The sequence below is a fragment of the Dactylosporangium sp. CA-139066 genome (assembly GCF_050936175.1).
In the GTDB taxonomy this organism is placed as follows: domain Bacteria; phylum Actinomycetota; class Actinomycetes; order Mycobacteriales; family Micromonosporaceae; genus Dactylosporangium.
Genome location: NZ_JBNJNH010000001.1, coordinates 2402584 through 2428629, shown reverse-complemented (window position 1 = coordinate 2428629; position 26046 = coordinate 2402584). Strand labels below are relative to the sequence as shown.

Annotated in this window: 24 protein-coding genes and 4 pseudogenes; 13 read left to right on the top strand and 15 right to left on the bottom strand. The window is 68.7% G+C overall.

Annotation, left to right across the window (positions count from 1 at the left end):
• Positions 1 to 143: 143 nt before the first annotated feature.
• Positions 144 to 695 carry a hypothetical protein gene (locus ACQEVU_RS11125; RefSeq protein WP_433322643.1) on the bottom strand — a complete coding sequence of 184 codons (552 nt, stop codon included), beginning with the start codon at positions 693 to 695 and terminating at the stop codon, positions 144 to 146.
• Positions 696 to 1120: 425 nt separating this feature from the next.
• Positions 1121 to 1435, bottom strand: coding sequence for a hypothetical protein (locus ACQEVU_RS11120; RefSeq protein ID WP_433322642.1), 315 nt, complete (start codon positions 1433 to 1435; stop codon positions 1121 to 1123).
• Positions 1436 to 1607: 172 nt separating this feature from the next.
• On the opposite strand from ACQEVU_RS11120, the gene ACQEVU_RS11115 reads away from it, so the two are divergent.
• On the top strand, positions 1608 to 1931 hold the full coding sequence (locus ACQEVU_RS11115) for a hypothetical protein (RefSeq protein WP_433322641.1): 324 nt from the start codon (positions 1608 to 1610) through the stop codon (positions 1929 to 1931).
• A 224-nt stretch (positions 1932 to 2155) separates the two neighbouring features.
• On the opposite strand, the gene ACQEVU_RS11110 is transcribed toward ACQEVU_RS11115, so the two are convergent.
• Entirely contained in the window at positions 2156 to 2884 is a 729-nt protein-coding gene (locus ACQEVU_RS11110) for a hypothetical protein (protein WP_433322640.1), read from the bottom strand.
• A gap of 179 nt (positions 2885 to 3063) precedes the next feature.
• On the opposite strand from ACQEVU_RS11110, the gene ACQEVU_RS11105 reads away from it, so the two are divergent.
• Complete coding sequence (locus ACQEVU_RS11105) at positions 3064 to 4278, top strand: IS110 family transposase (RefSeq protein WP_433322639.1); 1215 nt, start codon at positions 3064 to 3066, stop codon at positions 4276 to 4278.
• A 133-nt stretch (positions 4279 to 4411) separates the two neighbouring features.
• Positions 4412 to 5803, top strand: coding sequence for an IS1380 family transposase (locus ACQEVU_RS11100; RefSeq protein ID WP_433322638.1), 1392 nt, complete (start codon positions 4412 to 4414; stop codon positions 5801 to 5803).
• Positions 5804 to 6110: 307 nt separating this feature from the next.
• Here ACQEVU_RS11100 and ltrA read toward each other — a convergent pair whose 3' ends face one another.
• A complete protein-coding gene (ltrA, locus tag ACQEVU_RS11095; RefSeq protein ID WP_433322606.1) occupies positions 6111 to 7427 on the bottom strand; it encodes a group II intron reverse transcriptase/maturase in 1317 nt (438 codons plus the stop codon).
• Between the two features lie 959 nt (positions 7428 to 8386).
• On the opposite strand from ltrA, the gene ACQEVU_RS11090 reads away from it, so the two are divergent.
• Positions 8387 to 8827 carry a VOC family protein gene (locus tag ACQEVU_RS11090; protein ID WP_433322637.1) on the top strand — a complete coding sequence of 147 codons (441 nt, stop codon included), beginning with the start codon at positions 8387 to 8389 and terminating at the stop codon, positions 8825 to 8827.
• Between the two features lie 1045 nt (positions 8828 to 9872).
• Here ACQEVU_RS11090 and ACQEVU_RS11085 read toward each other — a convergent pair.
• The 4 genes from ACQEVU_RS11085 to ACQEVU_RS11070 form a co-directional block, all read right to left on the bottom strand.
• Entirely contained in the window at positions 9873 to 10712 is an 840-nt protein-coding gene (locus ACQEVU_RS11085) for a helix-turn-helix domain-containing protein (RefSeq protein WP_433322636.1), read from the bottom strand.
• Between the two features lie 107 nt (positions 10713 to 10819).
• A complete protein-coding gene (locus ACQEVU_RS11080; protein WP_433322635.1) occupies positions 10820 to 11080 on the bottom strand; it encodes a hypothetical protein in 261 nt (86 codons plus the stop codon).
• Positions 11081 to 11209: 129 nt separating this feature from the next.
• The gene (locus ACQEVU_RS11075) at positions 11210 to 11449 is read right to left on the bottom strand and encodes a helix-turn-helix domain-containing protein (protein WP_433322634.1); all 240 of its coding nucleotides are present in this window, start codon (positions 11447 to 11449) and stop codon (positions 11210 to 11212) included.
• Positions 11446 to 11580 carry a helix-turn-helix domain-containing protein gene (locus ACQEVU_RS11070; RefSeq protein WP_433322633.1) on the bottom strand — a complete coding sequence of 45 codons (135 nt, stop codon included), beginning with the start codon at positions 11578 to 11580 and terminating at the stop codon, positions 11446 to 11448. The genes ACQEVU_RS11075 and ACQEVU_RS11070 overlap by 4 nt, the downstream gene beginning before the upstream one ends.
• A gap of 334 nt (positions 11581 to 11914) precedes the next feature.
• Here ACQEVU_RS11070 and ACQEVU_RS11065 point away from each other — a divergent pair, with 334 nt between their 5' ends.
• Together ACQEVU_RS11065 and ACQEVU_RS11060 are read left to right on the top strand one after the other, a co-directional pair.
• Positions 11915 to 12346, top strand: coding sequence for a helix-turn-helix domain-containing protein (locus ACQEVU_RS11065; protein ID WP_433322632.1), 432 nt, complete (start codon positions 11915 to 11917; stop codon positions 12344 to 12346).
• Between the two features lie 63 nt (positions 12347 to 12409).
• Positions 12410 to 12937: a hypothetical protein gene (locus ACQEVU_RS11060; protein WP_433322631.1), complete on the top strand. Its 528-nt coding sequence runs from the start codon at positions 12410 to 12412 to the stop codon at positions 12935 to 12937.
• 316 nt (positions 12938 to 13253) lie between these two features.
• Here ACQEVU_RS11060 and ACQEVU_RS11055 read toward each other — a convergent pair whose 3' ends face one another.
• The gene (locus ACQEVU_RS11055) at positions 13254 to 14006 is read right to left on the bottom strand and encodes a class I SAM-dependent methyltransferase (protein WP_433322630.1); all 753 of its coding nucleotides are present in this window, start codon (positions 14004 to 14006) and stop codon (positions 13254 to 13256) included.
• A gap of 664 nt (positions 14007 to 14670) precedes the next feature.
• Between ACQEVU_RS11055 and ACQEVU_RS11050 the strand changes: the two genes are divergently transcribed.
• Entirely contained in the window at positions 14671 to 15108 is a 438-nt protein-coding gene (locus ACQEVU_RS11050) for a hypothetical protein (protein WP_433322629.1), read from the top strand.
• 431 nt (positions 15109 to 15539) lie between these two features.
• Here ACQEVU_RS11050 and ACQEVU_RS11045 read toward each other — a convergent pair.
• From ACQEVU_RS11045 to ACQEVU_RS11030, 4 genes and pseudogenes are all read right to left on the bottom strand, one after another.
• Positions 15540 to 15668 (bottom strand): annotated as a pseudogene (locus ACQEVU_RS11045) (hypothetical protein); the annotation flags it as partial.
• Positions 15669 to 15732: 64 nt separating this feature from the next.
• A pseudogene (locus ACQEVU_RS11040) lies at positions 15733 to 15882 on the bottom strand (tetratricopeptide repeat protein); the annotation flags it as partial.
• 163 nt (positions 15883 to 16045) lie between these two features.
• Positions 16046 to 16090: pseudogene (locus ACQEVU_RS11035) on the bottom strand (hypothetical protein); the annotation flags it as partial.
• Positions 16087 to 16707: a hypothetical protein gene (locus ACQEVU_RS11030; protein ID WP_433322628.1), complete on the bottom strand. Its 621-nt coding sequence runs from the start codon at positions 16705 to 16707 to the stop codon at positions 16087 to 16089. The pseudogene ACQEVU_RS11035 and the gene ACQEVU_RS11030, both read right to left, overlap by 4 nt.
• 35 nt (positions 16708 to 16742) lie before the next feature.
• Between ACQEVU_RS11030 and ACQEVU_RS11025 the strand changes: the two are divergent.
• The 4 genes and pseudogenes from ACQEVU_RS11025 to ACQEVU_RS11010 all read left to right on the top strand — a co-directional run.
• A pseudogene (locus ACQEVU_RS11025) lies at positions 16743 to 18464 on the top strand (IS481 family transposase); the annotation flags it as partial.
• Positions 18465 to 18622: 158 nt separating this feature from the next.
• Entirely contained in the window at positions 18623 to 18940 is a 318-nt protein-coding gene (locus ACQEVU_RS11020; RefSeq protein WP_433322627.1) for a hypothetical protein, read from the top strand.
• 285 nt (positions 18941 to 19225) lie between these two features.
• Positions 19226 to 20665, top strand: a complete 1440-nt coding sequence (locus tag ACQEVU_RS11015; protein WP_433322626.1) for a DDE-type integrase/transposase/recombinase — start codon at positions 19226 to 19228, stop codon at positions 20663 to 20665.
• Positions 20666 to 20700: 35 nt separating this feature from the next.
• Positions 20701 to 21189, top strand: a complete 489-nt coding sequence (locus tag ACQEVU_RS11010; RefSeq protein ID WP_433322625.1) for a hypothetical protein — start codon at positions 20701 to 20703, stop codon at positions 21187 to 21189.
• A gap of 838 nt (positions 21190 to 22027) precedes the next feature.
• On the opposite strand, the gene ACQEVU_RS11005 is transcribed toward ACQEVU_RS11010, so the two are convergent.
• Positions 22028 to 22381 carry a hypothetical protein gene (locus ACQEVU_RS11005; RefSeq protein ID WP_433322624.1) on the bottom strand — a complete coding sequence of 118 codons (354 nt, stop codon included), beginning with the start codon at positions 22379 to 22381 and terminating at the stop codon, positions 22028 to 22030.
• Positions 22382 to 22387: 6 nt separating this feature from the next.
• A complete protein-coding gene (locus tag ACQEVU_RS11000; RefSeq protein ID WP_433322623.1) occupies positions 22388 to 24793 on the bottom strand; it encodes a S8 family serine peptidase in 2406 nt (801 codons plus the stop codon).
• A gap of 449 nt (positions 24794 to 25242) precedes the next feature.
• Here ACQEVU_RS11000 and ACQEVU_RS10995 point away from each other — a divergent pair, with 449 nt between their 5' ends.
• Both ACQEVU_RS10995 and ACQEVU_RS10990 read left to right on the top strand, forming a co-directional pair.
• The gene (locus ACQEVU_RS10995; protein WP_433322622.1) at positions 25243 to 25617 is read left to right on the top strand and encodes a hypothetical protein; all 375 of its coding nucleotides are present in this window, start codon (positions 25243 to 25245) and stop codon (positions 25615 to 25617) included.
• Positions 25618 to 25695: 78 nt separating this feature from the next.
• A complete protein-coding gene (locus ACQEVU_RS10990; protein ID WP_433322621.1) occupies positions 25696 to 26016 on the top strand; it encodes a hypothetical protein in 321 nt (106 codons plus the stop codon).
• Positions 26017 to 26046: the final 30 nt, after the last annotated feature.

Here is a 26046-nt window from a genome sequence, read left to right as displayed (position 1 = left end):
GCTGCTGGCTGGCGCACCGCTGCGCGCTGCCTTCGGCACTCTCACCACCACGAGCCTTTCGTCGTCGTTGACAGTCGGACCGGGACTGCGGGTCGTGACAGTCGAGTCTGATGGCGCGCGACGCCGTAGCGCAGTGCACGGCGCTAGGGTGCCCGGCCGGCCCGCAGCCAGGCGAAGTAGTCGCTGAGGTGCTGCGGGTACATCATCCGGTTAACGACACCGCTCCACCGCGGCGGCGGTTCCCGGCCGGGCGTACCGCCGCCGGCCGCGTCCTCGAGCGCCGTGTTGTACTCCAGGTGCCGCGCCAACCGGCGGAACACCACCTCGTCGAACGTTCGACATACCCCAGCGCCGTGCTCGACGGCAGCCTCCGGCGTCCGTAGGCTCCACATGTCAACGCCAGGAGCGAACGCGAGCTCGGGCGGCGGGTCGACGCGTCCGGACAGCTGGCCCAGGCCGTCCTCCACGCCGCCGGAATACGCAATCCAGCGTTCCGTGCCCGCGCCGATATTGATGAAGTACGGCGCGTGCCCCGGATAATTGGAGTTCTGAAACCACAGAGAGACCGCGCCGACGCCATCGATGACGCGCAGGAAGCACCCCTTCTTCTGGTCCTGGAACCCGTGCCCGCGCAGAAACGGCCCGATCTGACCGGCCATCATCTGGTTGAACGCCCGCCGCACCTCCGACACCACGCGATCACGGTACATCGAAGGAACACGAGCTGATCGGAATACCGACGGCGCTCCGGGACCCGCGCGGCGCGCAGCCGCTCACAGCGGCCAGTACAGCGCACCACAGCGGGTGGAGCGTCGCGGCCGACCGCCTGGCCGCGCTGCTCTGCGCCGACCAGCGGTTCGACAGCCAGCAAGTCCGGTTCACCCTGCACGGATCGAACGACTCACCGCAGTGCCAGCTCGAAATCGCCTTCGAGCCGGACCGTCGAGACCTCGGCTGTGGCTTGGTCTGACGCTGCTCGGCGGTCCACAGCAGGTCGCTCGAACCTATCCGGCGCGCAGACCACGATCGATGAGTGCGTAGCGGGCTTCACCGCTCACCGGCATGAGCGGGCACCAGTCAGAAACTGATCTAGCGCTTCGTGCATGAGGACCGAGCCTGACTACCAGTCGCGCCATGGACCGGTAATGTCGCCGCTGAGGAGGCCGTTGCGGCGGGCCAGTTCGTCGGCCTCGATGTCAGCCGCTCCGAGTACACGATCGATGTACCCGCAGAGCAACTCTCGTTCGTCCGTCTCGTAGGCGGCCCCGTGGAACTGGTCGTTGACCGCGTTCAGAGCTCGAACGGTGCGCTGGACTACCTCGAGAACTTCTGCATCGGTTGCTGCCTCCCACCTGTGGTCGACAAGGCGCGCGACATCCGCTTCGAACCCATCAAGGACGGCATCGGTCGCTCGGATCATCTCGTCGGCCCACAAACCTTGCTGACACCGCTTCGGTGATCGCGGCGGTTTCGCAGTTGAGCTACGTTCGGCGTAGGCACCAGCTGCTGTCTCCACGCCGATGGCGAGGCTCGGACGCGGACCTGCCGGCCGTCGAGGTGTGGGAGCCGGCTGTCGACGGAGTTCTGCTGCTCGACCGCGTCCTGGCTTGCGTACCCGGGTTTCTGCTCAGGTCACCCTGCACATCGGAACGGGCCTGATCGGGTTCCACACCTCCGCCCTGCTCGGCCAAGGGCCGTCCGACGTGCATGAGAGCACCCCGGCGGAGCACGTCGCGCTGTTCATGTGCCCGCACTGCGTCATCGGCGGCTGCGGCGTCGTGTCCGCCCGCATCGAGCACGGCGACCGATGGACCACCTGGACAGCGATGGGTCACGACTGGCCGATCCTCACCGGCATCGGGCCGTTTCGCTTTGGCAGCCACCAGTACGAGGCGGCAGTCACCGCGCTGCTCACCAGCGAGTCTCCCTGAACCGAGCAGCGGTCCAGGATCTGATCCAGGCCCGCAGGCGACAACGGCCGGCCCCGGTTGGGGGCCTGGACCACCGTGTTCGGCCGCGACCGCACCGCAAGAAGCTCCAGATACGTGGCGGACTCTCGAGGGCCGCACAATCGGTACACGGAAAAGGCATTCGCGCCGTGTTAGCAGCCGCAGCCAGTGCCGCCCGTCTCACGGTGACTGCCGCGGCCTGCAGGTCAGTCGTCCATGATGTCCGGGGCGTCGCGGCACCTGTCGAGTGGTTCGACCGCGGACAGCGTCCGGGCGTTGAAGCGAATTCGCCACATGGTCCCGTCCTTGGCGAAGACCGCAATTTCGTCCTTGCCGGTGACCTCCGCCCTGCCGAACAGCCATTCCGGCCCGGCACCGGACTCCGGAGTGATGAAACATGCGAGGTCGTCCCGGCCCTCACGACTGGCGATGCCCTCCCGCGTTCGCAGTCGCAGCACGATCGTGTCAGAGCTGAAAAAGCCCGCCGATCGGTACGACACAATCTCGAACTTGACTGAGGTGGCTACAACCGATGCCTCGGAGAGGTCAGAAAACGTCCCATAATGAGCGGCCTCGCCCGAGCACAGCGCGAAGACTGTGATCAGTGCGGCAGCGGCTTGCGAACTCAACCGGCGAATACGGTGCTGAACCGCCAACTGAGCGGCCCCAACCAGCATCGCGCCGGCGATGGCGACACCTACGAACGGATGAGCCAGTGTCCACAGGTGTACATGCCCACCTGCGCCAGGCCCGCCATCGACAGCGGCGAAAACCGTCACGACGGCGACTACCACCGCGCCCGCCGCAAGTCCCAACGCAACTCGCCGACGAAGCTTGACGCTCATGGTCATCAGCGTCTCACGTGAGGAGCCGCGCTGAGAACCGTGAAGACGGCTGTCCAGACCAGGCGCTTCCGAAATCACGCCGAGCGTCACCGCCACTCATTCCTAGGGCCATGATCACGTGCCCGCTCATCGGCATCTTGTTGACTGGCGGTACGACCGCAGCCCGGCCAGGCTGGGTCGAGGTGATCGGTAGGGTCGCTCTCTCATCGGCTGCCCGCTGTGGTTGGGTGTGGCTCTCATTTGGCGTGCGTCCTGCCGGTCACCGCGGCGTGGAGTGGCTCCAGGGGTATGCCCATGCGCTCGAAGATGCGCTGCCCTCCCGTCGACGTCCGATTGTCGAGTCGAGGTGGGAGCAGCGTATGGGGCGCGTCATCATCGGTATGGACCCGCACAAGCGGTCCGCCACGATCGAGCTCATCAACGAGCGGGAGAAGGTCCTCGGGCAGGGCCGGTTCGGCACCGATCGCGACGGCTACAGCGCGATGCTCAAACTCGGCCGGCATCACAAGGACCGCGTCTGGGCGGTCGAGGGCTGCAACGGCATTGGCCGGCACATCGCCCAACGCTTGGTCGCTGACGGTGAGACCGTCCTGGACGTGCCGGCGAAGCTGTCCGCCCGGGCGCGGCTGTTCGACACTGGCCAGGGCCGCAAGACCGACCCCGCCGACGCGCACTGCGTCGCGATCGCCGCGCTGCGCGCCAGCGGCCTGCGGCAGGTCGTCGTCGATGACGTCACCGTCGCGTTGAAACTGCTCGTCGACCACCGTGACGAACTGGGCCGGGCGCGGACCGAGGCGCTGAGCCGACTGCACCAGCTGCTGCTCGAGCTCGTGCCCGGCGGCGCGAAGCAGTTCTTGTCCGCACCTCAGGCCCGAGCGCTGCTCAACACGGTGCGGCCCCGCGACATCGTCGGTCGCACCCGCCGGCAACTCGCCTCGGAACTGATCACCGAGGTCGCCGTCATTGACAAGAAGATCAAGGCCGCGAACGCGCAGCTGACCGAGCTGATCACCTCCACTGGAAGCACGCTGCAACAGCTCAACGGCATCGGCCCGTCCGGCGCGGCCCGCCTGCTCGGTGACATCGGTGATGTCAGTCGGTTCGCCAGCCGGGACCACTTCGCGTCCTGCAACGGCACCGCACCCTTGGACGCGTCCTCAGGTGACCACCGCCGCCACCGGCTATCACGGGCCGGGAACCGGCGCATCAACCGAGTCCTGCACATCATGGCCATCGTCCAGCTGCGCAACGACACCGAAGGCCGCGCCTACTACCGCAAACTCGCCGCCGGCAAGAGCCCGATGGAGGCCATGCGCGCCCTGAAACGCCGCCTGTCCAACGTCGTCTATCAACGATTGATCACCGACGCCGCACGCGTCGGGACAGGCCCGGGGAGGGCAAACGGGAGCGACTCTGCAATCCAGCGCGGCCAGCTCAATCCCGACAGCCGGCACTTCGGACAAGCCACTTCCCGGACCTGCTAAAACCCACTCTAAGCCTCGATCCACCGACTAACGATGACGTCGTGAGCTGCGAGGGTATGGGAAATGCCCTCTGACCTGGAAGGATGGGAGTTCTCTACGCTTCCATCACCCCGGTCGAGAGGGCATCTCGTAGGTGCGATTGTTGCATGCTCGCCGCGCGGTCGACGCGGTGTTCGACGAGGCGAATCTGGTGTCGTGTGCCGGCCTGGTCCCGGTGATGAGTCTCGCTGAGCAGGTCGATCTGGCCGGGTTGGTCACATCCCGGGTGCGGCCGGACCTGTCCACGGGGTCGAACCCGGGCGCCAAGGCCGCCGCGGTCGTGGCCGGGATGGCTGCCGGCGCGGACAGCATCGACGACCTGGACGTGTTGCGGCATGGCGGGATGGCCACGCTGTTCGCCGGGGTGTACGCGCCCTCGACGCTGGGGTCGTTCCTGCGGTTCTTCACCTGGGGCCACGCCCTGCAACTGGAGGCCGCGGCCCGGGACCTGCTGGCCGCCCTCGCCGCGGCCACGCCGTTGCTGCCCGGCGCGGGCAGGCAGGCGTACGTCGACGTGGACTCGTTGCTGCGGCGGGTCTACGGCCACGCCAAGCAGGGCGCGGCGTTCGGCCACGCCAAGGTCGGCGGCTACAGCGCGCGACTGCGCGGTCTGTCCCCGCTGGTGGCCACGATCAGCACCACCACGGCGGCGCCGGTGATCGCCACGACCCGGCTGCGTGGCGGCAACGCCGGCTCCGCCCGCGGCGCGGCATCCCTCATCCGCCAGGCGATCGCGACCGCGCGGGCGTGCGGCGCCACCGGCCCGATCCTGGTCCGTGCCGACTCGGCGTTCGGCTCCGGCCCGGTGGCCGCCGCCTGCCGCAACGCCGGAGTGAACTTCTCGCTCACCCTGCAGTCCAACCCCAAGCTCCGCACCGCGATCGCCAGCATCGACGAGACCGCGTGGACCCCGGTGCGCTACCCCGGCGCGGTGTTCGACGAGGAGACCGGAGGCTGGATCTCCGAGGCCGAGGTCGCCGAAACGGTCTACACCGCGTTCGAGTCCACCCGCTACAAGATCACCGCCCGGCTTGTCGTGCGCCGGGTCAAGGAACGCAACCCCGCACCCGAAGGTCAGGAGGCGTTGTTCCCGCTGTGGCGGTATCACGCATTTCTCACCGACACCACGGAATCCACAGTGGATGCTGATCTGACTCACCGCGGTCACGCCATCGTCGAGCAGGTCTTCGCCGACCTCATCGACGGACCCCTCGCGCATCTGCCTTCGGGCCGGTTCGCCGCCAACGCCGCCTGGCTGACCCTGGCCGCGATGAGCCACAACCTGCTCCGCGCCGCCGGCTGCCTGACCAGCCCCCGCTACGCCACCGCCCGGGCCGCCACCATCCGCCGGCAGCTGATCACCATCCCGGCCCGGCTGGCCCGTCGAGCCCGCCGCCTCATCCTGCACCTGCCCACCCACTGGCCCTGGCAGCAGCCCTGGCAGACCCTCTTCGACCGAGTCCACGCACCACCCGCCACAGCCTGACCCGGACCAGCCGCCCACCCCGGGCCCCACCATCGCCACGGAGCACGCCGGAGCGCCCGGCGGGTCCATCACACCCACCAACCAACCCAATCAGCACATATCGATGCAATGCCTCACGACGCGAGCGCTCCAGCACCGATCGTAGGGTCGGGAGCTGGCGCGGTGGCCCGGGTTGGCGGTAGGTCCGACAGCCTTCTCGTTCCAGTGGTTTCCCGTCCGGTTGTCCCACTGCCGTAACCATGACCAGGGTGCTCCGTTTCCAGCTCCCGCCGCATCGAACCGTGCATGCGGTTCTCCCGCACACGGCTCACCGACGCCGTTCACCGCCGGCATTCGGCTTGTCCCGCCGCCACGGTTTGAATGGCCGTGGCGCGACGACGGTCCCCAGGCCGACCAGGCCCAACTCGTTGTCCGACTGGAACGACAGCACCTGCCAGCCGAACTCCCGGCTGCGCTTGTGCCGTTTGGCGATCACCAACGCCAGCCGCAGCTTCGCGTAGTACCTGATCTTCTCGAAATGGCGGGCCGAGTTGCCGTACTTGAAGAACCCGGCCCAGCCGCGCAGGAACATGTTGATGTCCTGCACGATCCACTCCGTCGACAGCAACAGCCGCGACCGGTCCGTCAACTGCCGGATCCGGTCACGGGCATGCTGCATAGCCTTGCTCGCGGGCCAGCGGGCCAGAAAAGTGACCTGCTTGCCACCCGTGCGGGCCCAGGCGCGCACCAGCCGGTGATGGAAACCGAGGAAATCCACGCCTTCCCCACCGACCTCAAGGTGCACGATCCTGGTCTTGGCCTCCTTCGGCTCCAAACCGAGGTCGGCCAACAGCTCCCGAAGCCGCTGCAACGCGGCCTCGGCCTGCGCCCGAGAGGCGCACATCACCAGCAGATCGTCAGCGAACCGGACCAGCACCCCATGCGCCCGCGCATCCCACGCCCGATCGAGTCGGTGCAGGTAGACGTTACAGAGCAACGGTGAAATGACACCGCCTTGGGGGCTTCCGGTGACCGGCCGCCGGACCTGGCCGTCCTCCATCACCCCGGCGCGCAGCATCGCCCGCAAGAGCTTCAAGACCGCCTGGTCACAGACCCGTTCCTGGACTGCTTGCATCAACTCGTCGTGCGGAATCGCCGAGAAGCAGTTGGCGATGTCCGTCTCGACCACCCACCGCCGACCCCGCCAGGACTCGTCAACGAGCACCTGCAGGGCATCGTGCACCGAGCGTTTCGGGCGGAACCCGAAACTGCACGGCAGCATGTCGGCTTCGAAGACCGGCTCGAGCACGATCTTCACCGCTGCCTGCACGATACGGTCACGAACCGCGGGAATCGACAACGGCCGCTGCTCGGTCGTTCCCGGCTTCGGGATAAACACCCGACGAGCCGGTAACGGCCGATAACCGCCGTGCCGCAGTTCCGCGGCCAGTTCGTCGAGCAGCCGGGCCACCCCGTACTCCTCGACCTGATCCAGGGTGATCTTGTCGATGCCCGGCGCGCCGTTGTTGCGGCGCACCGCGACCCACGCCCGCCACAAAACGTCCCTGCGGAAGACCTTGTCTCGCAGCGCATGGAACCGACGCCCGGGATCGGCCTTGGCCGCCCGGTAGAGCGCATGCTGCAAAGCTCGAACCGGGTCCAACACGAACCCCAACGCGGCGGGACTAGCCGAAACGGCACTCACCGGGCACCCCTTCACCAGCACTACGCATCGACGAAGTAGCGGCCCTTCCCATCACCGGCGGTTGTGTTGTCCGCCCGGCTCAATCGGTACTACGACCGCCTCCGACTCCCTCCCGGCACGAAATCCACTTCCCGGCGTGAACCGGTTATAGGACCCGACACTCCAGTGCGCATCCGCAGCACACCGGGCCGGGGAGGGTCTCCCCAGTTCCCGCCGCCACCATCTGAACGTTCCGCGCCCAGTACGCCGGGGAGTTCTTCGCGGCTGCAATCCAGGAGCTACACCGCTTCCATGGCCTTCACCCTGACATCGGGGGCTCGGCTCTCCCTCTGCCCCACCCTCAACAAGTGAGACCTCTAACGACGCCGCAGGCTTCGCGTCATGCTACGGACCGCTCAGTCGCTCCCCCATCAGGGCTTTTGACGCTGGGCTTCGACCCGACCCGTTTCCAGACCGAGCCGCCAGCCTGCTACCGGGCCTCCTGGCAGCTACCCGGACCGGACTTGCACCGGCAGGCGACGACGAGCTTACGACTGCAGCTGAGCTACACACTCACCTCCAGGTTCGCTGGGCGCACGGTGGATCCAGGCTAAGGCACCCCTTCCCGCGATCTCCTGACACAGAGGGGCGCCAAGACAGGAAGCGTCGGCGTCGCCAGGACGCGTCGCTCGCGCTGTGACAACCACGGTGCCGACGCCGCGCGAGATCAGCGGCAGATCCGCGCACGTGACCTTGGACGTCGGGAGCTACGCGCCGGCGATGCCGCGATAGGTGCCGGATCGTCCGCTGCGTCAAGAGCCTCCGAAGAAGAGTTGGAAAGGATGTCGAGAACGGCCTGACGGCTCCGTCTCAGGGGCGGATGCGGCCACCGTGGCCGTACAACACCGAGGAGACCTGGCATGACGATCCAGCGGATGGACAACGTCCTCATCGTTGTCGACGACCTTGACGCTGTTATTTCGTTCCTCGTCGAACTTGGAATGGAGCTGGAGGGCAGGGGGCCGATCGAGGGACGGTGGGTGGAGCGTGTCATCGGGATCGACGACGTCCGACAGGACATCGCGATGCTGCGGACCCCTGACGGCCACGGCCGCATCGAGCTGGCGATGTTCCACAAGCCGAAGGCGATCAGCGCCGAGCCGAAGGATGCACCGGCGAATACCCTGGGGATTCGTCGCATCATGTTCGCCGTCAACGATATCGAGGACGTCGTTGCCCGCCTGCGCACCCACGGCGCCGAACTCGTCGGCGAGCTGGCGCAGTACGAGGACAGCTATCGGCTCTGCTACGTCCGCGGCCCCGAGGGCATCATCGTCGGACTGGCCGAACAGCTCAGCTGAAGGCCGCCGAAGGAACCGCGCACGCGAAACACCGTCAAGCACAGACGGAGAGGCCGGTGCCGTCAAGCGAGTCCCGCATCCGCACATCGGCAGATCCAGTAGCCGTCCCTTCGCTAAATTAGCTTCCGCTACCGAACGTAGCTATGACACGGCTCGACGGCAGATCAACGTACGATCGGCGGCCCCGTTGTTGCCGAAGTTGATCCAGGGTCGACGGCTGTGACCAGGGTGGATCGGATGCGATGGCAACCCGCCAGCCTGCTGTTCACGACGTGGATGGACAACGGGCCCGCCGGACCACCCACCCTGACCAGCGGTGGCGCATCTTCGATGGCGAGAACCGGCGCTGAGCCACCTTCGGTGGCAACAAGGCCAGCTTCGCTGGCAACGGACACCTGACCGCGTCCAGCGCCGCAACGTCCTGCGAGGTGGGTCCCAAACGCACCGACAATGATCAAGGGAACGTGACGCGCGTGGGCCCGGCGGTCACGCACATCCGGGCCCAGTTCTCCGGTTCTCACGGACCGAGCCAGCCTTTCGAGGCTGCACCATGCTGCGGCCGCTGTGGGCCGACTTGCGCACCCGCGTCCGGCAGCTCTCGCCCGCTGGCGTGACCCTGCTGCCCGAGCTCACCGGCTTTCCCGGGCGACTCATGTAGGCCTCCGTCCGGCTCGTCCGCCTGGGTGTTGAGATCTCCGAGTCGATTCGGCTGCTGGCCGACCTCCGCGACGCCGACGTCGTCCGCAACGCCGACCAGGGCCGCTCGGGCTGCCGGCCTGCACGGGTTGCCGCTCAGCCGCCTTCGAAGCCGCAGTCCTGGCACGCCGTCGTGCCCCGTGACCACACGCCAGCGGCGATCGCGCCGCCGGCGGTACGGCGCCACCGCGGGTCTGCGGACGTCGCCGAGTGCCATGACTTCCTCGCCAACGACCTGACCTGGCTGCTCGCGGTGGCCGAGGCGTATCAGGGCCTGCGGAAACCTGCGCCGCCTCGAGGCGCCGACCTCGGCACCGTCCACTTGAGCGGTTCATCTGCGGCGCCGCGTTCACGCTGACCGCACCAGGCGCAGCAGCGGCCGTCCGTCCACGTTGTCGGCAGGCTGCGCCGGGAGATTCCGGCGGCACGCCGGGCACCGAATCCCGGTCGGACCGCCCAGGCCGTGTGCGCAGCGGCCATCCGTGGCCCGTGTCGCCGAGGCTGCGGCCTCGACGTCGCCAACCACCGCACCGTTCGTACGAACAGCGCCGTCGTTGGGATGGTGGGGGTGGTGTTGCGGTCCATGGGTGGTGGGTGGTGACGCCGTGGGGTGCAGGTGCGCGGTGCCGTGGGGTGCAGTCGCCGTCGTCGACACGTCGCCGTGGGGTGCAGCCCGGTGCCGGTCGACGTGGCTTGCACCCCGCGCGCCGGTGTGCAGATCTGTCGCGTCGTCACCGCCTGCACCCGGTGCGGTGTGGTGCAGGTCCTGTCCGGTCTCGTCCGCCGGAGGGGCTGCCGCGGTCGCGGGACGGTACCGGCCCCGCCGCTGCCCTGCCAGGTCCGCGGCCGCTGTCGCGACTTGTGCCGGTGTGAGCACCTCCACTCGGTCGAGGATGTTGGCGGCCAGGATGAGGCGGTACTCGTCGGCCTGGCCACGCCGGGAGGCTCTGCGCACGACCTCGATCAGCCCGGCCGTGCGCAACGTCCGCAGCGCGCCCTGCACGACGTTGTAGGTCAGCTCGCAGTCCACCGCGAGCCGGGCGACACCCGGGAACACGCGGCTGCCGTCGTTGTCGGCGTAGGTGGCCATCGTCAGCGCGACCGCCTTCGTGGTCCGACCGAGCCGGGCACGCCGTACCACGTCGGTCCATTGACGCAGGGTCACCGATTCGTCATCCGGTTCCGCCATCGCGGTCCTCCTGCTTCCCTTCAGCGGGCAGCATCCAGCAGCAGAGTCACCCGAAGGGCGTCCGCGGGCAAGGATGTCGCAACCTCGCGCAGATCACGAAGCGCAGGTCAAAGGTCGTCGCGTTCACCGAATCGGCGACGCTCGAGTTCACGCACCTCGTCGGCTACCTCGGGGTAGCGCGGCGGTGCCTCGTTATCAGCGAAGTGGCGCGCGTCGCCAGCGGCACCGGCACACTGGCAGACAATGCAGATTCGCCGACCCCAGAAGTCTTCCGGCACCGCATCATCGGGATCGAACCGGTGCCGGCGAACACGCGTCTGCGCACTGCGCGGCGGAACCGGCCGGCGGCGCCCCTCATGCGGCGCCACGGGCCGCCGCCTTCGACCGGCCTTCCGGCCGTGTGCGCCCATGACCCACGAACGGTGGGGCCGGCCCCCGACACGCAGCTCGCCAACCTGCAGCGGAGCAGTCTGTGGCCGAGACGGGCGCAGGACGGGTCATGCCGCCGTCAAGTCCTCATCGTCGCCCTCACCGCGGGCCGCAGCCGCCTCTCGCAGCTTGCGATGGAGGTAACCGCGGACCTCGGAGGCTGGGATCCGGCTTCGTACGCCGATGGTGATGCTGTCCAGCTCGCCCGATTGGATCCACTTCTTGACCGTGCTCTTGCTGACCCGCAACTCGACCGCGGCCTCCTCGACGGTCCGCAGCAGCGGCCGGACCTCCGGGTCGCCGTTCATGCGGCCGCCTCCCGGATCAGGTCGTTGATGCCGACGCCGAGCCGAGAGGCAACGTTGCCCAGCGTCCCCAGCGACGGGCTCACCGTGCCCAACCGCCAGCGGCGCAGGGCGGCCTTCGAGATGCCGGCCATGGCGCATCGCTGGCGATCAGTCCGAGCGCCGAGTTCCTTCGTGTGTCTCCGGAAGGCGCTGTCGTCGAAGACCGGCCGCGTGAGGACGCCCGTAGGTGCCTGGTGTTCAGCCATGAGACCGCACGGTATGGGATCGGATCAGATCCCTCTAGCGTTCTGGTTAACTTGACTTCGATCGGAAGGTACGCACGAGTTCAGGCGCGATCCCCACGAACAGCGCCATTGAGGCAGGTGTGGCATCACAATGGCAGCAGTATCTGATCAGATCCGGATCTGACCAGATACCAACCAACGTCCGGTCAGGCCCGGCGGCGCGGACCGCTATCGTGACGGCATGTCTGACGGCGACGAGAGCCCTGGGCGGCGCTTCGGCGCCCTGCTCCGCAAGGCACGCGCCGATCAGCACCTGTCGCAGGAACAGGTCGTCACCGAGTCTGGTGTCGGCGAGGCGACCTACAAGCGCTACGAGCAGGGAAGAGTCGATAACCCCTACGCGGCTCAGGTCGTGGCCATCTGCCGAGCGCTCAAAATCAACCCACGGGAAGCCGTGATCGCTCTCGGGTTCGGCACCCGAGACGACTACGACCTGCCGCCCGAGGAACCGCCCTACCCGCAGATGATCACCGACATCGGCCGCGTCCTCGCAGATGAAGGGCGCAGCGCCGCGAAACGCGCTGCGCTAGAACACGCGGTCGTCGGTGCATATGAGTCGTGGCGGATGACGATCGCCGCAATCGACGAGCGCCCCACCACACGGCGCTCCTAGCGCCGACCGGCCGACGTTTCCCGAACGTCACGTGCCGACCGTGACGGCTCCCGAGCCGGACCGGTGACGACGGCCGGGCATCTGGCCGGCACCACCCAACAGCCGGACGCCATGCGACGGCGCGGAACTCCGCATGCACTGAACCGGAATGTCACCCTTGGCAACCAGAAGAAAGTCCGACAAGCCTGCGCTCGCGCCAGGCTCGGACTACAGCATCTGCTGGTCGCCCTCGAGCAGCACGTGATGGCGCAGGAACTGCCGAAAGCCGGCGACCCCGGCAAGCTCGACGCGCTGCTCATCGCGTTCCTCAACCACGACAACGCTGAATGGCGTTACAACACCATCCGCAACTCCTACGGCTGGGCCATCCACAACTGGGTCATTCCGAATCTCGGCGAATGGCGGGGCGACCTCCTCAAACAGCGACCGGACGCCATCGAGAAATTCCTGAAGTCCATCGCAAAGCAGAAGACGACCCGTTCGGCAGGAGATCAAGGCAGTCATCCGGGTGTGCCTGACCATGCTGAACGGCACACGGTGGATCATCGGCATGACGCTCCGGCCTGCGTCAGGGCGAGCCGCTCGGCCTGACGTGGATGGTGCCGACGACGTCCACCAAGGACGTTCCGATGGGGCGCGACCCTCAACGGCTGGCTGGTGGTGGCCCAGCAGACCGAGCGGCGCACCCACGGGCACGGCTGCAAAGACGCCCATGCGTGCCAGGCGCAGCAGCACGATCGATCATCACGACGTCGCGGCGAAAGCCACGCACCATCGGGCGACTCGAGCGGCAGCTGTCGGCAATCCAGGACATCCCCATTCGCCGGCTTCTACCCGGACGGAAGAGGCTTTCGGCAAGGACAACCCCACAACCGGTCGACGCAGCTGATAGCCCGGCGAACATCGTTCACGCTTGGTATGCGACCAGCCGGGGAGAGAGACGGTAGGTTCGCGGCCGATCCGGATCAGGCAGAGTCCGCAAGCGCTCGACGGCAGGCAGGACCACGCGGCGCCAGGTTGCGTCGTCGACATTCCACAGGTACGACCACTGGCGTTCTTCAATGGTCGTCGCGAACTCGTTCGGCGACTCCGCGAACCCCGTCGACGTCACCCAGGCCACGCCCGCAGGTCGCAGATCGGCGGCCGCCGCCGCGGCGTCGAGCGTCGGTGCGGTATCGGGCCGATCGTCACGCAGCGGCGCAAGCGATGCCACAGCCGCGCTCATGTCGTCGTCGGGCATGCGCCGGGGAATGCCATGTATCGCCACGACCCGCCCGCCGGGCCGCACCACGCGGGCCGCCTCCTCGATGGCGCCGTAGACGTCGCCGATTGCGTGCAGCGCGGTGACGAATACGACGTTGTCAACGGAGGCGTCGGCGAAGGGTAGCGCGGTGGCGTCGGCCTGCGCGACGGTCGGGCCGAGGCGTTGCCGCGCGTGGCGCAGCATGCCGCCGGACAGGTCGACCCCGAACACGGTCAGGCCGAGCGCACGCAAGGCGGCGGAAACGACGCCGGTGCCGACGCCGACCTCGAGCACCGATCCCGGCGACAGCCAAGGCTCGATGTCGGCGGCCAGCACGACGCCTCGCTCAGTGCCGCCGCGCCGGTCGTCGTACCGGTCGGCGATGCGATCAAAGGAACGTGACGCGCGCCCGTTCATGCCACAGACAGTATCGCTCTCAGACCCGCTGCAGGGATAACGACTTCCGCTTCCCTAACAACCTCCGACCACAACGCCGCACTGCGGTATCGACACTGCGCTGGCAAGCTGGTCGGCGAACGCTGGCCCGGTCAGGTAGACGCTCGCGCCCCGGCGCCCGTCCTCGCCGGTGCGCCAGGCGGCCAACTCGGCCCGGGGCCAGTTCCCGCTCGAACACCCGCTGCAGCGTCCGCTCGCGCGATGCTGCGTCGCGCTAAACGCGGGTCGCGTGCCATCGTCGGTATCGCCCTCGATGTCCATCACCGCCCGCCTGCAAGACGGGTGCGAGCTACTGGTGGGCGCCGGCCGAGACGGCGCTGACGGGTGCGTCGGTCACGACGCACCAGCCGGCTGCATGCGACGCAACTGCCCGGTCGAACGCGGCGACGATCGCCACCGCCGGCCTCACCGATAACGGGCCTGGCGTCGACGGAGCGGAGTTCGGCGGCGCTGCCCCCCGCCGAGGATCATCGCCGCTCGCGTCGCACGGCGGTGCAGGATCGGGTTAGCAGACTAGCGTGTCGCCCTTTCGCGCGAAGTCGCTCGTGCCCCGAACGCCGTTGACTCATGCCTGCTCAGCGTAGGCCAATTTGCGACGCTTTCTCTGGAAAGCCATACCGGGCACGTGGCCGCGCTCGGCGACGCGATGCAGACCGTGCTGGATGCGGCGGCCACGACCACGCCGGGCAGCGACGCCTACGGCCAGCTGTGCCGCATGGTCCCGGATGCGCTGAACCTCGTGCAGCAACGCGCCGTCGCCGCGCTGACCGCCGGCGAGGAGTCCCTGCACGACACCGCCGACGCGCTGCGGCTGGTCGCCGCCGAGCCGGAAGGCACCCACCGCGACAACGCAGACGACATCGACGGCGTCGCCGGCCTGACCCTCGACGGCCTCGCTGCGGTCTCCGATCCCATCGGCACCGTGCTGCCGTACGGTGTCGCCTGGATCATCGAACACGTCGAGCCACTCCGGAAGGCGCTCGACTGGCTGGCCGGCGACCCGGCCCAGATCACCGCCAACGCCGAGACGTGGAAAACGCATCGCCGCCGACGGCGGGATTGATCTCGGTGCCGGGTTCGGAACTGCCTGACCAGGCCACAGCATTCTCGCCGGCGAGGTGGGTGAAGAACCCGAGCGCCATCTGGGTAGTGTCAGCCCAGGGAGCCAGGATTTGGCACCTCACAGGTTTCCCCCAAGCGCGACATAGCCGGCAGCCGTGAAACCCGCGATCAAGGGATTCCCGGCGATGATGTTCGGTGCAGTCGGTCCCGTTGCGTTGCAACGGTTGTCGGCCGGAATCGGCTTGGCTCGGTCCGGCCGGTTGCTGTACTCCGCTGCTGTACTGCTAGCGCCCGCCGTGGCAGCCTGATTTTGGGATTGAAGGCAAGGCCGGGGCCGCGGTCGCAGGGCTGGGTGCGGCGCAAGTGTGTCGGACCGGTGCCGGCCGCGATCGTCGTCGTACGTGGCAGTTGCTGTCGGCGAGCTCAGCGACTTCAGGCTCGGTCGGCCATTCGGGTCCAGTGGGCGAGGTTGGCGCGGGCGTTCAGCGTTTCTGGGTGTTCGGGGCCGGAGACCCGCTCCCGCACCGGCAGCAACGCCGTGTACAGGTCCCGGGCCAGGGCCGCATCCCCCCGCCCCCGTCCAGTGGGCGAGGTTGGCGCGGTCGGTCAGCGTGTCGGGGTGTTCGGGGCCCAAGACCCGCTCCCTTACCGGCAGCAACGCCGCGTACAGGTCCCGAGCCAGGGCCGCATCCCCCGCCGCCCCCGTGTAGTAGGCGAGGTTGGCGCGGTCGGTCAGCGTTTCTGGGTGTTCGGAACCCAAGACCCGCTCCTGCACCGGCAGCAACGCCGGCCAAGCCGTCCTCACGCCGACCCAGGTCGCCGAGCCGTACCGACAGGTTGTTCAACGACATGGCGAGGCCGGGCAGGAACGCGTCGGGGCGGGCCTGGGCCAGGGCCCGGTACACCTCCACGGCTTCCTGGATGGCGGCCAAGCCGTCCTCACGCCGCCCCAGGTCGCCGAGCCGTACCGACAGGTTGTTCAACGACGTGGCGAGCTCGGCGTGTGCTGTTTCGATATCTTCGGTATCTGCAAGCAACGTCCGTTGGATGGCCACGATTCGACCGGCGATGTCGGCGGCCACCCAGCGAGGACGTGACTGAACTGTGGCAGCCGCCTGGCCAATACCTGCAGATCAGTCCGGGCGATTCCTGGGTCCGCGGCGACGCGGGCCAGCGCGTCGGCCAGCGGCTGCGGCGCTTCGGTCTGGACCGCCACGTCGACAGCGACCCCGGCCAGGACCGCTTGATGTCGCAGCACCAGGTCGGTGAGTGGGCCACGCAGCGCGCCGCCGAACGTCGGCTGGTTGGCCGCTCGCGTGTAGACGGTCAACAGTTGCGCCGTCTGCACCTCGGTCGCGTCCGGCAGTACCGGGTCGGGCAGGCGTGGGTCGCGCATGAGGCGCAGACCGGCGAACCGCTCGGCAAGACGGTCCGGCTCCACCTGGCCCCACACCCGGCCGTCGGCCGACGGCGGATACAGCGCGGCTATCCAGCCCCGAACCAGGTCTCGCCGGTCCTGCGGCTGATCGGCCAGCGCCGGCAGTCCCGCGAGCAGTCGATCCGCCTCCGCCCGGCTCGCGGCGGCGAACAGCACCATCACCGCCGTCGCATCGGCCAGCGTCGCCCGGTGCAGCGGTGCAGGCCGGGGAGACGGTCAGCGAGGTTGCCCTGCGGTTGGCGGTGTCGCGGCAGAGTGTGCACACCTGGTTGAACCGCTATGCGGTGGCGGGGTTGGCCGGGTTGGTGGATCGGTCCCGCCGGCCGGACTCGTGTGCGCATCAGGCGTCGCCGGAGGTGGAGGCGGCGGTGTGTGAGCTGCGTCGAACCCATCCGCGGTGGGGTGCACGGCGGATCGAGTTCGAGTTGGGCCGTCACGGCTGTCCGGGCCGGGTGCCGTCACGGATGACGGTGTACCGGATTCTGGTGCGTCACGGGCTGCTGCACCCGGTGCAGCGGGGCCGGCAGCGCAAGGACTTCAAGCGGTGGCAGCGGGACGCGCCGATGGAGTTGTGGCAGATGGACATCGTCGGCGGGATCCTGCTGCCCGGTGGGGTGGAGGCGAAGGTCGTCACCTGCGTGGACGACCATTCCCGGTTCGCGGTCGCTGCGAAGGTGGTGCGCCGGGCCACCGGCCGGGCCGTTTGCACGGCGTTCGCGGAGGCCCTGGTCCGGTACGGGATTCCGGAGGAGATGCTCACCGACAACGGCAAGCAGTTCACCGACCGGTTCGGCCAGGGCGGTGAGGTGTTGTTCGACCGGATCTGCCGGGAGAACGGCATCGTGCACCGGCTGACGCAGCCCGCGTCGCCGACCACGACCGGGAAGGTGGAACGGTTCCATCAGACGCTGCGCCGGGAGTTGCTCGACGACGTCGGCGAGTTCACCGACCTGGCTGCTGCGCAGGCCGCGGTCGACCGGTTCCTGCACGAGTACAACCCCAACCGGCCGCACCAGGCCCTGGACATGGCGTTTCCCGCCGGCCGGTTCCGGCCCAACACCGCCGCCGCCGGCGCGGCGCTGATGCCGTTGAAGCTGCCGAGCATCCTGGACATGCCGCCGGCATCCCCGCCGCCGGTGTCCGGCGCTGCGGTGCAGCAGAGTGCTGCACCGGCGATGCCGGTCGTCGCGCCGCAGGCGTCGTCTGGCCGGTGGGTCGGTAGTGCGATCGAGTTCGATCGGATTGTGCCGCCGTCGGGGAACCTACAGGTCGCTGGGAAACAATTCTGGCTCGGTCCGGCCCGCTCCGGCATCACCGTGACGTTCTGGGCCGACACGGACGTCATCCATCTGCTGATCGCCGGTACCCGGCTCAAGTCGGTGCGCTCCCACCTGTCCGTCAACGACCTGGCCGCGCTGCTGCGCAACGGTGGCCGCCCGGCCGGGCCGCCGCCGCTGCCCGGGCCCGCCGACGCCGACCCCGCCGGCCCGGTTGAGGTCGACCGGACCGTCAACGCCGCCGGCCACGTGTCCCTGGGCCAGCATGTGGTCCTGGCGGCCGAGATCCTCGCCGGGCGCCGGGTGAGCATCCGCATCGACGAGCAGACGCTGATGTTCTTCGACCCTCACACGCGGGAACTGTTGCGCACCCGCGCCAACCCGCTGACCCCTGCCGAGATCGGGCGGCTGCGCTCGGCCCGCCCCGCCGGCCCGCCACCACAGCCTCCGACCGGTCCGGTGCACGTTCAACGCCGCGCTTCCAACACCGGGACCGTCATGGTTGCCGGGCAGAAAGTCGCGCTCGGCCGAGTCCACGCCGGCAAGAACATCACCATCGAGGTGTCCGAGACGGAGCTGGTCGTCCACTGCGACGACGGCCCCCGCAGCCTGCGACGCACCACCGCCCAGCCCGTCACCCGTATCAAAGCCCACAGGCCCCGCAAGACCGACCCTCTCTCGGCCGAGGTGCTACCAACCACCCAGCCGCTCCCCGCCACCGCGATGCACGACGTCGCCACGCTGCCCCCGCCGCAAAGTCGGGCTCCGCACCCCAGGTTGTCGCTGGAATGATGACGACCATGGAGACCTTCGAGGGCCGTGCCTGGTTGGAGTGGTGGGCGAACTCGTCCACCCTGCTTGGCAGCGTCGAGGTGGCAGTCGTCATCACCACCAGCGGCGCCGGTTTGGACGCTCATGGGTTCCTGACCAGCACCAACGACGAGGACCGCGAGGGGTTCGCCTTCTTCTACGACCTTGATCCCGTCTTCCTGCTGCGATTCGAGGACGAGAGCACTGTCGCCGTGACCGTGCACCCCACCGACGAGCATCGCCGGTTCACCCTCACCGAGTACACCGGACCGGCTTGGCGTTCGATCGAGCACCACATCGATCTCTAGACAGCGCCACGCCCAAGCACGTCTACGATGAAACGTCCCAAAATCTCCTAGGCCACCTGTCCAACATCAGGTGAGACGGAAACGTCAAGCATGTGCTGGGACTCGACAGCGAGACCAGCGAGACCTGCACGCGAGACCTGCCCCTGTCCGGCCTCGGGACCTGCGTGACAGACGCTTTCCTCACCGGCAGCATCCGCGGTGGGGGCAGCGGCGTATCGAGTTCGAACTGGGCCGTAACGGCTGTCCCGGCCCCATCCATCATTCATCACGATCTATCGGTAGCTGGTGCGGCACGGCCTGGTCGACGCGCAGCCGCGTGGTCGTCGCCGGCAGGACTACACCCGCTGGCAGCGGGACCGGCCGATGGAGCTGTGGCAGATGGACATCGTCGGCGGCATCGTGCTCGCCGACGGCACCGAGGCGAAGGTGATCACCGGGGTGGATGACCATTCCCGGTACTGCGTGATCGCTACGGTGGTGCGCCGGGCGACCGGCCGGGCGGTGTGTCTTGCGTTCGTGGATGCGTTGCGCCGCTTCGGCACTCGGGAGGAGGTGCTCACCGACAATGGCAAGCAGTTCACCGGTCAGTTCACCAAGCCCCGCCCGGGTGAGGTGTTGTTCGAAAAGGATCTGCCGGGAGAACGGCATCATTGCCCGCAACACCAAGCCCCGTTCGCCGACCACGACGGGCAAGGTGGAGCGGTTTCGCAACGTGAACTGCTCGACGCGGTGCCGGTGTGGCCGAGCGTGGAGGCGGCGCAGGCGGCCATCGACGAGTTCTGCCGCGAGTACAACACCCACCGCCCGCACCAGGCGCTGGGTATGGCGTTCCCCGCCGACCGGTTCGCCGCGCGCTCGGACCAGCCCGGCCTGCCGCTGCGGGTGCCCGCTTCCCTCAGCACCGCACCGGCCCCGGGAACCCGCACTGTCGGCAGCATCGAGCACGCCGGGGCGGTCCAGGCGACCGTTGCGCCGCCGGTCGTCATGTCGGCCAACGGCGTCGACCCGGTCAATCTGGCCGTGGAGCTGGCCAGTGTCGTCCCGGCCTCAGGCAACCTCGGCGTGTGCGGCCAGCAGTTCTGGCTCGGCCCCGCGTATGCCGGCACCACCATCACGCTGTGGGCCGACACGACCGTCGTGCACCTGCTCAAGGACGACGTGCGGCTCAAGACCGTGCCGTCCAGGCTCACCGCCGCCCACCTGCGGCAGCTGCTCGCCGACGGCGGCCAGCCCGCCGGGCCGTCACCGCTCCCGGCCGCACCGCTGCGGCGGGACGCGGCGGTTGAGGTTGACCGGCTGGTGAACGCCACCGGCCTGATCGGGTTGGCCGGCCGCAGGCACCCGGTCGGCAGCCAGTTCGCCAGCCGGCGCCTCACCATCCGCCTCGACCAGGCCCTGATGCAGATCACCGACCACGGTGTGCTGCTGCGCAGCCTGCCCAACCCACTGTCACCGACCGACATGAGCCGCATCCGCGACGCCCGCTCGCCCGGCCGGACCAGCCCCGGCACCACCGCCCGACCCGCTACGAGTCGACCGCAGCGGCCGCGGCGCCCTGGTCATCGCCAGGCAGAAGGTCCATGTCGGCATCCGGTACGCCGGCGCTACCCTGGCCGTCGAGGCCGCCGACACCACCTTCCGCATCTACGACCAGGACCAACTCGTCGCCGAGGTCGCCCGGACCACTCCGAAGACGATCGCCCGCTTCAAGGCCCGGAAACCTGAACCGCCGCGCCGGTCCGGGCGGCCACAATGATCCGATGTCGCTTAGCGACGCCCAGTTGTGGCACCTGCTGCACGCCCTGGACGACCGGGACCATGTGGAGATCCCCGATGGCTACGACCACCGCAGAACCCGGGACCGGTTCGAGCGACTGGCGCAGCGCCTGGACGCCGACTTCGGCTGCCAGTGCCACGTTGACCGCGACGTGCAGGATGCCAGCCTCCACGGCCGCATCGACATCGCCGCGTCCGTCACCGCCACCGGCCGGCCACTCGTCGTCAGCGTGAGCAACTTTGGAAGCCTCGCCGTGCTGTCCGTCGACAATCCTGGCGTCTGGACCGATACCGAAGCCACAGAGTTGCTCCACACCGACGACGCCGACCGCGTCCAGACCGCCCTCGCCGACCTCGGCTATATCCTCATCCCCGAAGAGCCCCTCTGGGAGCCCTACGACGGCGTCTGCGACCCCGGCATCTTCGCGCCGTCCGAGGCGACCTGGTGGATCCGGTACTTCGACTACATCTAACGACTGCCAATGTCGTGCTTCAGTTGATGGGCTACGGATCGGCGTCAGTTGACAGGTGACACTTCGGCTAGACGATCACGCAGATTGCAGTAGCTCAGAGGGCATCGAGGATCGTTTTGGCGATCTGATCGGCGATGTTGGGTGGAACAGTGCGTGCCGGAGCAGTTCAACTGGGAGCGACGGCAGCCGCGGTGGTGCAGGCTCGCCGTGATCGTGCCGTCGAACTCGTCGACCCAACTGCTCACCGAAGTGTGAACAGTCGCGCCGACCCGAAGCGGTGGGCCTTCGGACCGAGGGCCTGCTTCGGCTTGAGTGGCCGGCAGCAGCTCTGGCAGTCCTGGGGGGAAGAGGCTATCGGCCACCGTCGCGACGCCGGCATCACCGAGGCGGGCGCTCATCCGCGGCGCGCCTGCTCCGGTGCGGTGCCGGCGGGGGCAGGCCGAGCGCGAGGATGGCGCGCAGCGCGTCGAGCAGCGCCTGCTGGCGGGCGGCGACCAGCGTCGTGTTCGGTGACGGTGGCCGTGGGGCGGACCTCGGCGCGCAGGGCGGCGAGCTCGGCGCGCAGGGCGGCGGCCCGCCGCTCGGGCGCGGCCGCCTGGGCGGCGCTGCCGCCGGCCGCGGTGACGGCCTCGTCGCGGTGCCGGGTCAGCTCTTGAGCTGCCGGGCGGTGTGCCCGGCCTGCTCGCGCAGCTGGGCGGCGTCGGCCTCGAGGGTCAAACCACGTCCGTCGATCCAGCAACGCAACGGCGCCCTTCCTGGGCCGCTCGATGCCGGCCGACGACGCGGTCGACTGGCTCGGCGGCCGCCACACGCTGGCCCCGGTCGTCTCCTGACCCGCTCAGCTATGGAACACCAGGTTGGCGGAGATCTGCCGCCGGCCCAGCTCGTCCTTGACGGCCGTGATCTCGGCCGCCGACCGGGTCGGGAACCACACCAGGAGCGTGCCGAGCCGGTCGTCTCGGCTAAGCACCACCCCGCCAAGCGCCGCCAACTCTCGGGCCACGGCTGCTGCGTCCGCCCCCTTGAGCACGTCGAGCTGGTTGACGACGATGCCGTCGACAACGATCGGGGCTAGGGAGCCGGTCGCGGCCGGCGGCACCGGCGGCTGCGTAGGGCCGGCCGCCCCGCTGTCCGCGCACCCGGCGAGGGCGGCGGTCAGCAGGGTGGCCGTGACGATCGGTGTGAGCTTCATCGGTACCTAGGGAATCAGCTTCAGCAGGTCGACGATCACGGTCGACAGGCTGCGGCCGTCGGCCGGGCCGAGCGCGGTGTAGGCGCCGCCCGTCGTGGCGGTCCAGGACTGCCAGTAGGGCGCGATGAAGCTGCCGCCGGAGCTGTCGACCTCGAGCAGCCGGATGCCGTGCGACTTCAGCGCGGCCAGCGCGTCGTCCTGGAAGTCCACGTCGTCTGCGGTACCGACGACGCCGTCGCGGCCTGGGTCGACCCCGGTGTTGCCGAACAGCGGCGGCGCCGTGATGTCCTGGTTGATGTCGTTGTCGTGGGGCACGTTGTCGCCGAAGTTGATGACCAGCTTCAGCGCGTCGGCGCGGAAGCCGAGGGTGGCGCCGGTGTCGTTCTGGCCGATCTCCCAGAATGCCCGGCCGTATGCCTCGGGCCCGTCGCCGCCACCGCCGAGGGCCAGGCCGTTGACGACGGTCTGGATCGCCGTGGTGTCCGCGCTGAGCGGGGCGTCGACCCGAAACGGGTAGTCGCCGGGGCTGCCGTACAGGCCCGGGTAGTCCATGAGGCTGGTCACGCCGAACCGGAAGTCGGTGCCCGGCGCGGCCGCCTTGAGGTCGGTCATCGCTTGCAGGAGCTGGGCCTTCGCCTGGCCGAGCGCGCCGCCCATGCTGCCGGTCAGGTCCATGGAGAACACGACGTCGACCTTGGCCGGCAGGTGCAGCACGCCGCCCCGGCAGGCGACGGCGTCGGCCGCGTTGATCTCGTGGAGCGTCTCGCCGGGCACCGCCCGCCCGTTGCCGTTGGCCGCGCCGACGATGCACTCCTTGACCTTCACGGCGAGGCGGGTGGGGTCGTTGGCCAGCACCAGCCCGGCCAGGCCGGTCACCTGCGGTGCGGCCATCGACGTGCCGCTCATCTTGCCGAACGTGTCCGAGCAGAACCACCACAGGAAGCTGCAGCCGTGGCCGGTCGTGCTGTAGATGTCGGTGCCTGGCGCGGCGACAGAGACCAGCTTGCCCCGGTCGGAGAACGACGCGAGGTGGCCGTCCGGCTGGGTCGCGGCGACGGACATGACGTTCTCCGGGAACTCGGCGACCAGGCCGCCGGGCGCGGACAGGGCCGCGTCGCGGGACTCGTTGCCCGCGGCGAAGACCCACAGCACGTCCTTGTTGCGGCGCTTGGCGTAGAGCACGCCCTGGCGCATGGTCTTGTTCGCCTCGTCCACCAGGCGGGGCAGGTCGGCGGCGGACGGGCGCTTGTACCCCTTGATGCTCCACCAGTTGGCGTTGTCGACGAACTGCACGCTCATGTTGACGACCCGGTCGCCGGCGTCGACGGCGCTCGCCATCGCGGAGACCGCCTGGGCCGTCGTGTTGGCGCCGTGGAACTGGTCCAGCGAACACCGCCACATGACCCCGGTGACGCCCTGCTTGTTGTCGCCCTCGGCGCAGATCGTCCCAGACACGTGGTTGCCGTGGTCGCTGTTGCCGCCGGAGTCGACGCTGTTGATGTTGTGCTTGAGGTCCTCGATCGAGGTGTCGAAGCCCCCGTCGATGACGCCGATCTTCACGCTCCTGGCTCCGGTCGTGACGTCCCAGGCCCCGGGCACGTTCGTCTGTTCCAGGTTCCAGTTGTTGCCGCCGGGATGGGCGGTGTCCCAGGAGTCCCATTTGATGTCGTTCGGGTACTTCGCCTCGGGGTCGCCGGTGGCGAAGAAGTCGTACGTGGCCGCGTCCACGCCGGGCGTAGCGGCGATCGCCGCCTTGGCCGCGTCCAGTCGGGCGAGCGTGGTCCCTGCCGGCAGCCGCAGCTGGTAGAAGCCCGCCCGGCTCACGGCGCCCTGCACGACGGCGTGGTACGTGGCGGCCAGTCCGCGGATCAGCGCGTCGGGGTCGGCGACGTCGAACGACACCGACACGTTGATCTCGTCCACCACGTACGACGCGCCCGACGGCAGCACCCCGACGCGGTCGGCGCTCGGCGCGCCGACGCCGGCCGGAATAGCATCGGCGGTCCGCGCCGTGGTATTGACATGGATCTCCAGGCCCTCGCTGACGGGCTTCTGCCCGACGCGCACCTGGATAGCGCCCTCGATGTCCGCGTTGTCCCCGCGCACGTTCGTCGCCCCGGTCACCGAGACGGGCAGGGCGTACGACCCGTCGGCCAGGGCCCGCACGCCGGCCAGGTCGACCACTAGGACCGAGCCGAGCTTCTGGGTGATGTGGACCGTGACCGGATCCGTCGGGGCGGCCGACGGCTGGACGGCGGTGAACGGAATCTCGAACTTCTGCACGGCGCCCGACCCGACCGCGAACGTCTCGCTCGGATGGGTCCAGTTGATGCGGGTGCCGTTGTCACCGTGCGACGGCGCGGCGCCCGCCGCGGCGGGAACGGCCAGCACGGAAACCACCAGCGTGGCCATGAACGCAGTTTTCCTGAAAAGCATTTGCGTCCTCTCAGGTGCCCAGGGGAACACGATGCTCGAAAGAGCAGACGCAAGCGGCAACGATGCACTCCGCCCCGGCGTATCATCTCATCCGGCGCCTGCGGAAATAATCGTCGGCGAGTGGCAATGAATGCGTCCGACAAGGTCGCGGCGGCGACCACCCGGCCGATCCATTCCGGATGTTCGCCGCCGTCCTCAGCCGAGCTGGGCGCCGCCAGCTACGGAGCACGCGCACTCGATTTGTGTAACCGGAACCGTCGCACGATGCCCAAACGGGCAGCAATTCGACGCCGAATGAACGAACCGGCTTTTCGCCGCAGTGCGTCGCGCGCCACCGCAGGCCAGCGGCCGCCCTCGACGGGTCAGCGACAAGCACCTGCGGTTCGTCGACCGGCGGGTTGTGGACCACCTTGAAGTCCACACCCGTGACCCGCTTCGCAGTCTCGATCACCCCGGCCATCGACACGCCGACTCCGGTGCCGACATCGTGGTCGTACCTGGGTGCCGTCTGGCGTGTCGCTGTCGGCGCGGTGCAGGATCCTCCGATGGCCGATCATCCCGCTGTCGTCGCCGCTCGTGCCGCGTACAACCGCGGCGACGCCGTCTACCAGCACACACTGACGCTCAGCCCGCACATGGGCGTTCAGCCGTCCGGCCGGTCCCTGCCGACGAAGGCGGACGATATCAACCCCGTCTTGAACGCGGTCGCAGCCGCCGGCTGGGATCTGGTGACGGCGTCGGTGGTCAACTACGCCGGGAGCAACGCGATCGGCATGGCGTACGTATGGCGGCGCCACTGACAGCGGTGGCGTCTACGGCGCCCGAGACCAGCCGAACGCCCGAGCAGCGGCCGATGAGCTGACCACTACGTTGAGCGCATGCCCCTGTGGGAATACGCGATGCTGAGCTTTCAACGCCAATTTTTCATCGACGGGTCCTGGCACTTCCACCATGGCCAACTCCATCGAGCTTCGGCGAACCGGTACGTGTGGCTTCTGGAGACGTCCGCCGGCTTTGAAATTCTCGGCGAGACGACCGCCAATCAACCCTTGAACCGAGAACGCCGCGAGGGCCAGGCTGACCCGCCAAGGGCAGAGGCTCTGTCGCTGGTCCAAGTGCTCGACGTCATTGGCGGCCGGGGTTGGATTGCCTCACCAGAGGCGTCCGGCAATTACTTCCTGCGACGTGAGCGTCAGTAGCCGAGTTGCAGCGATGCAGTGTCCGTAATC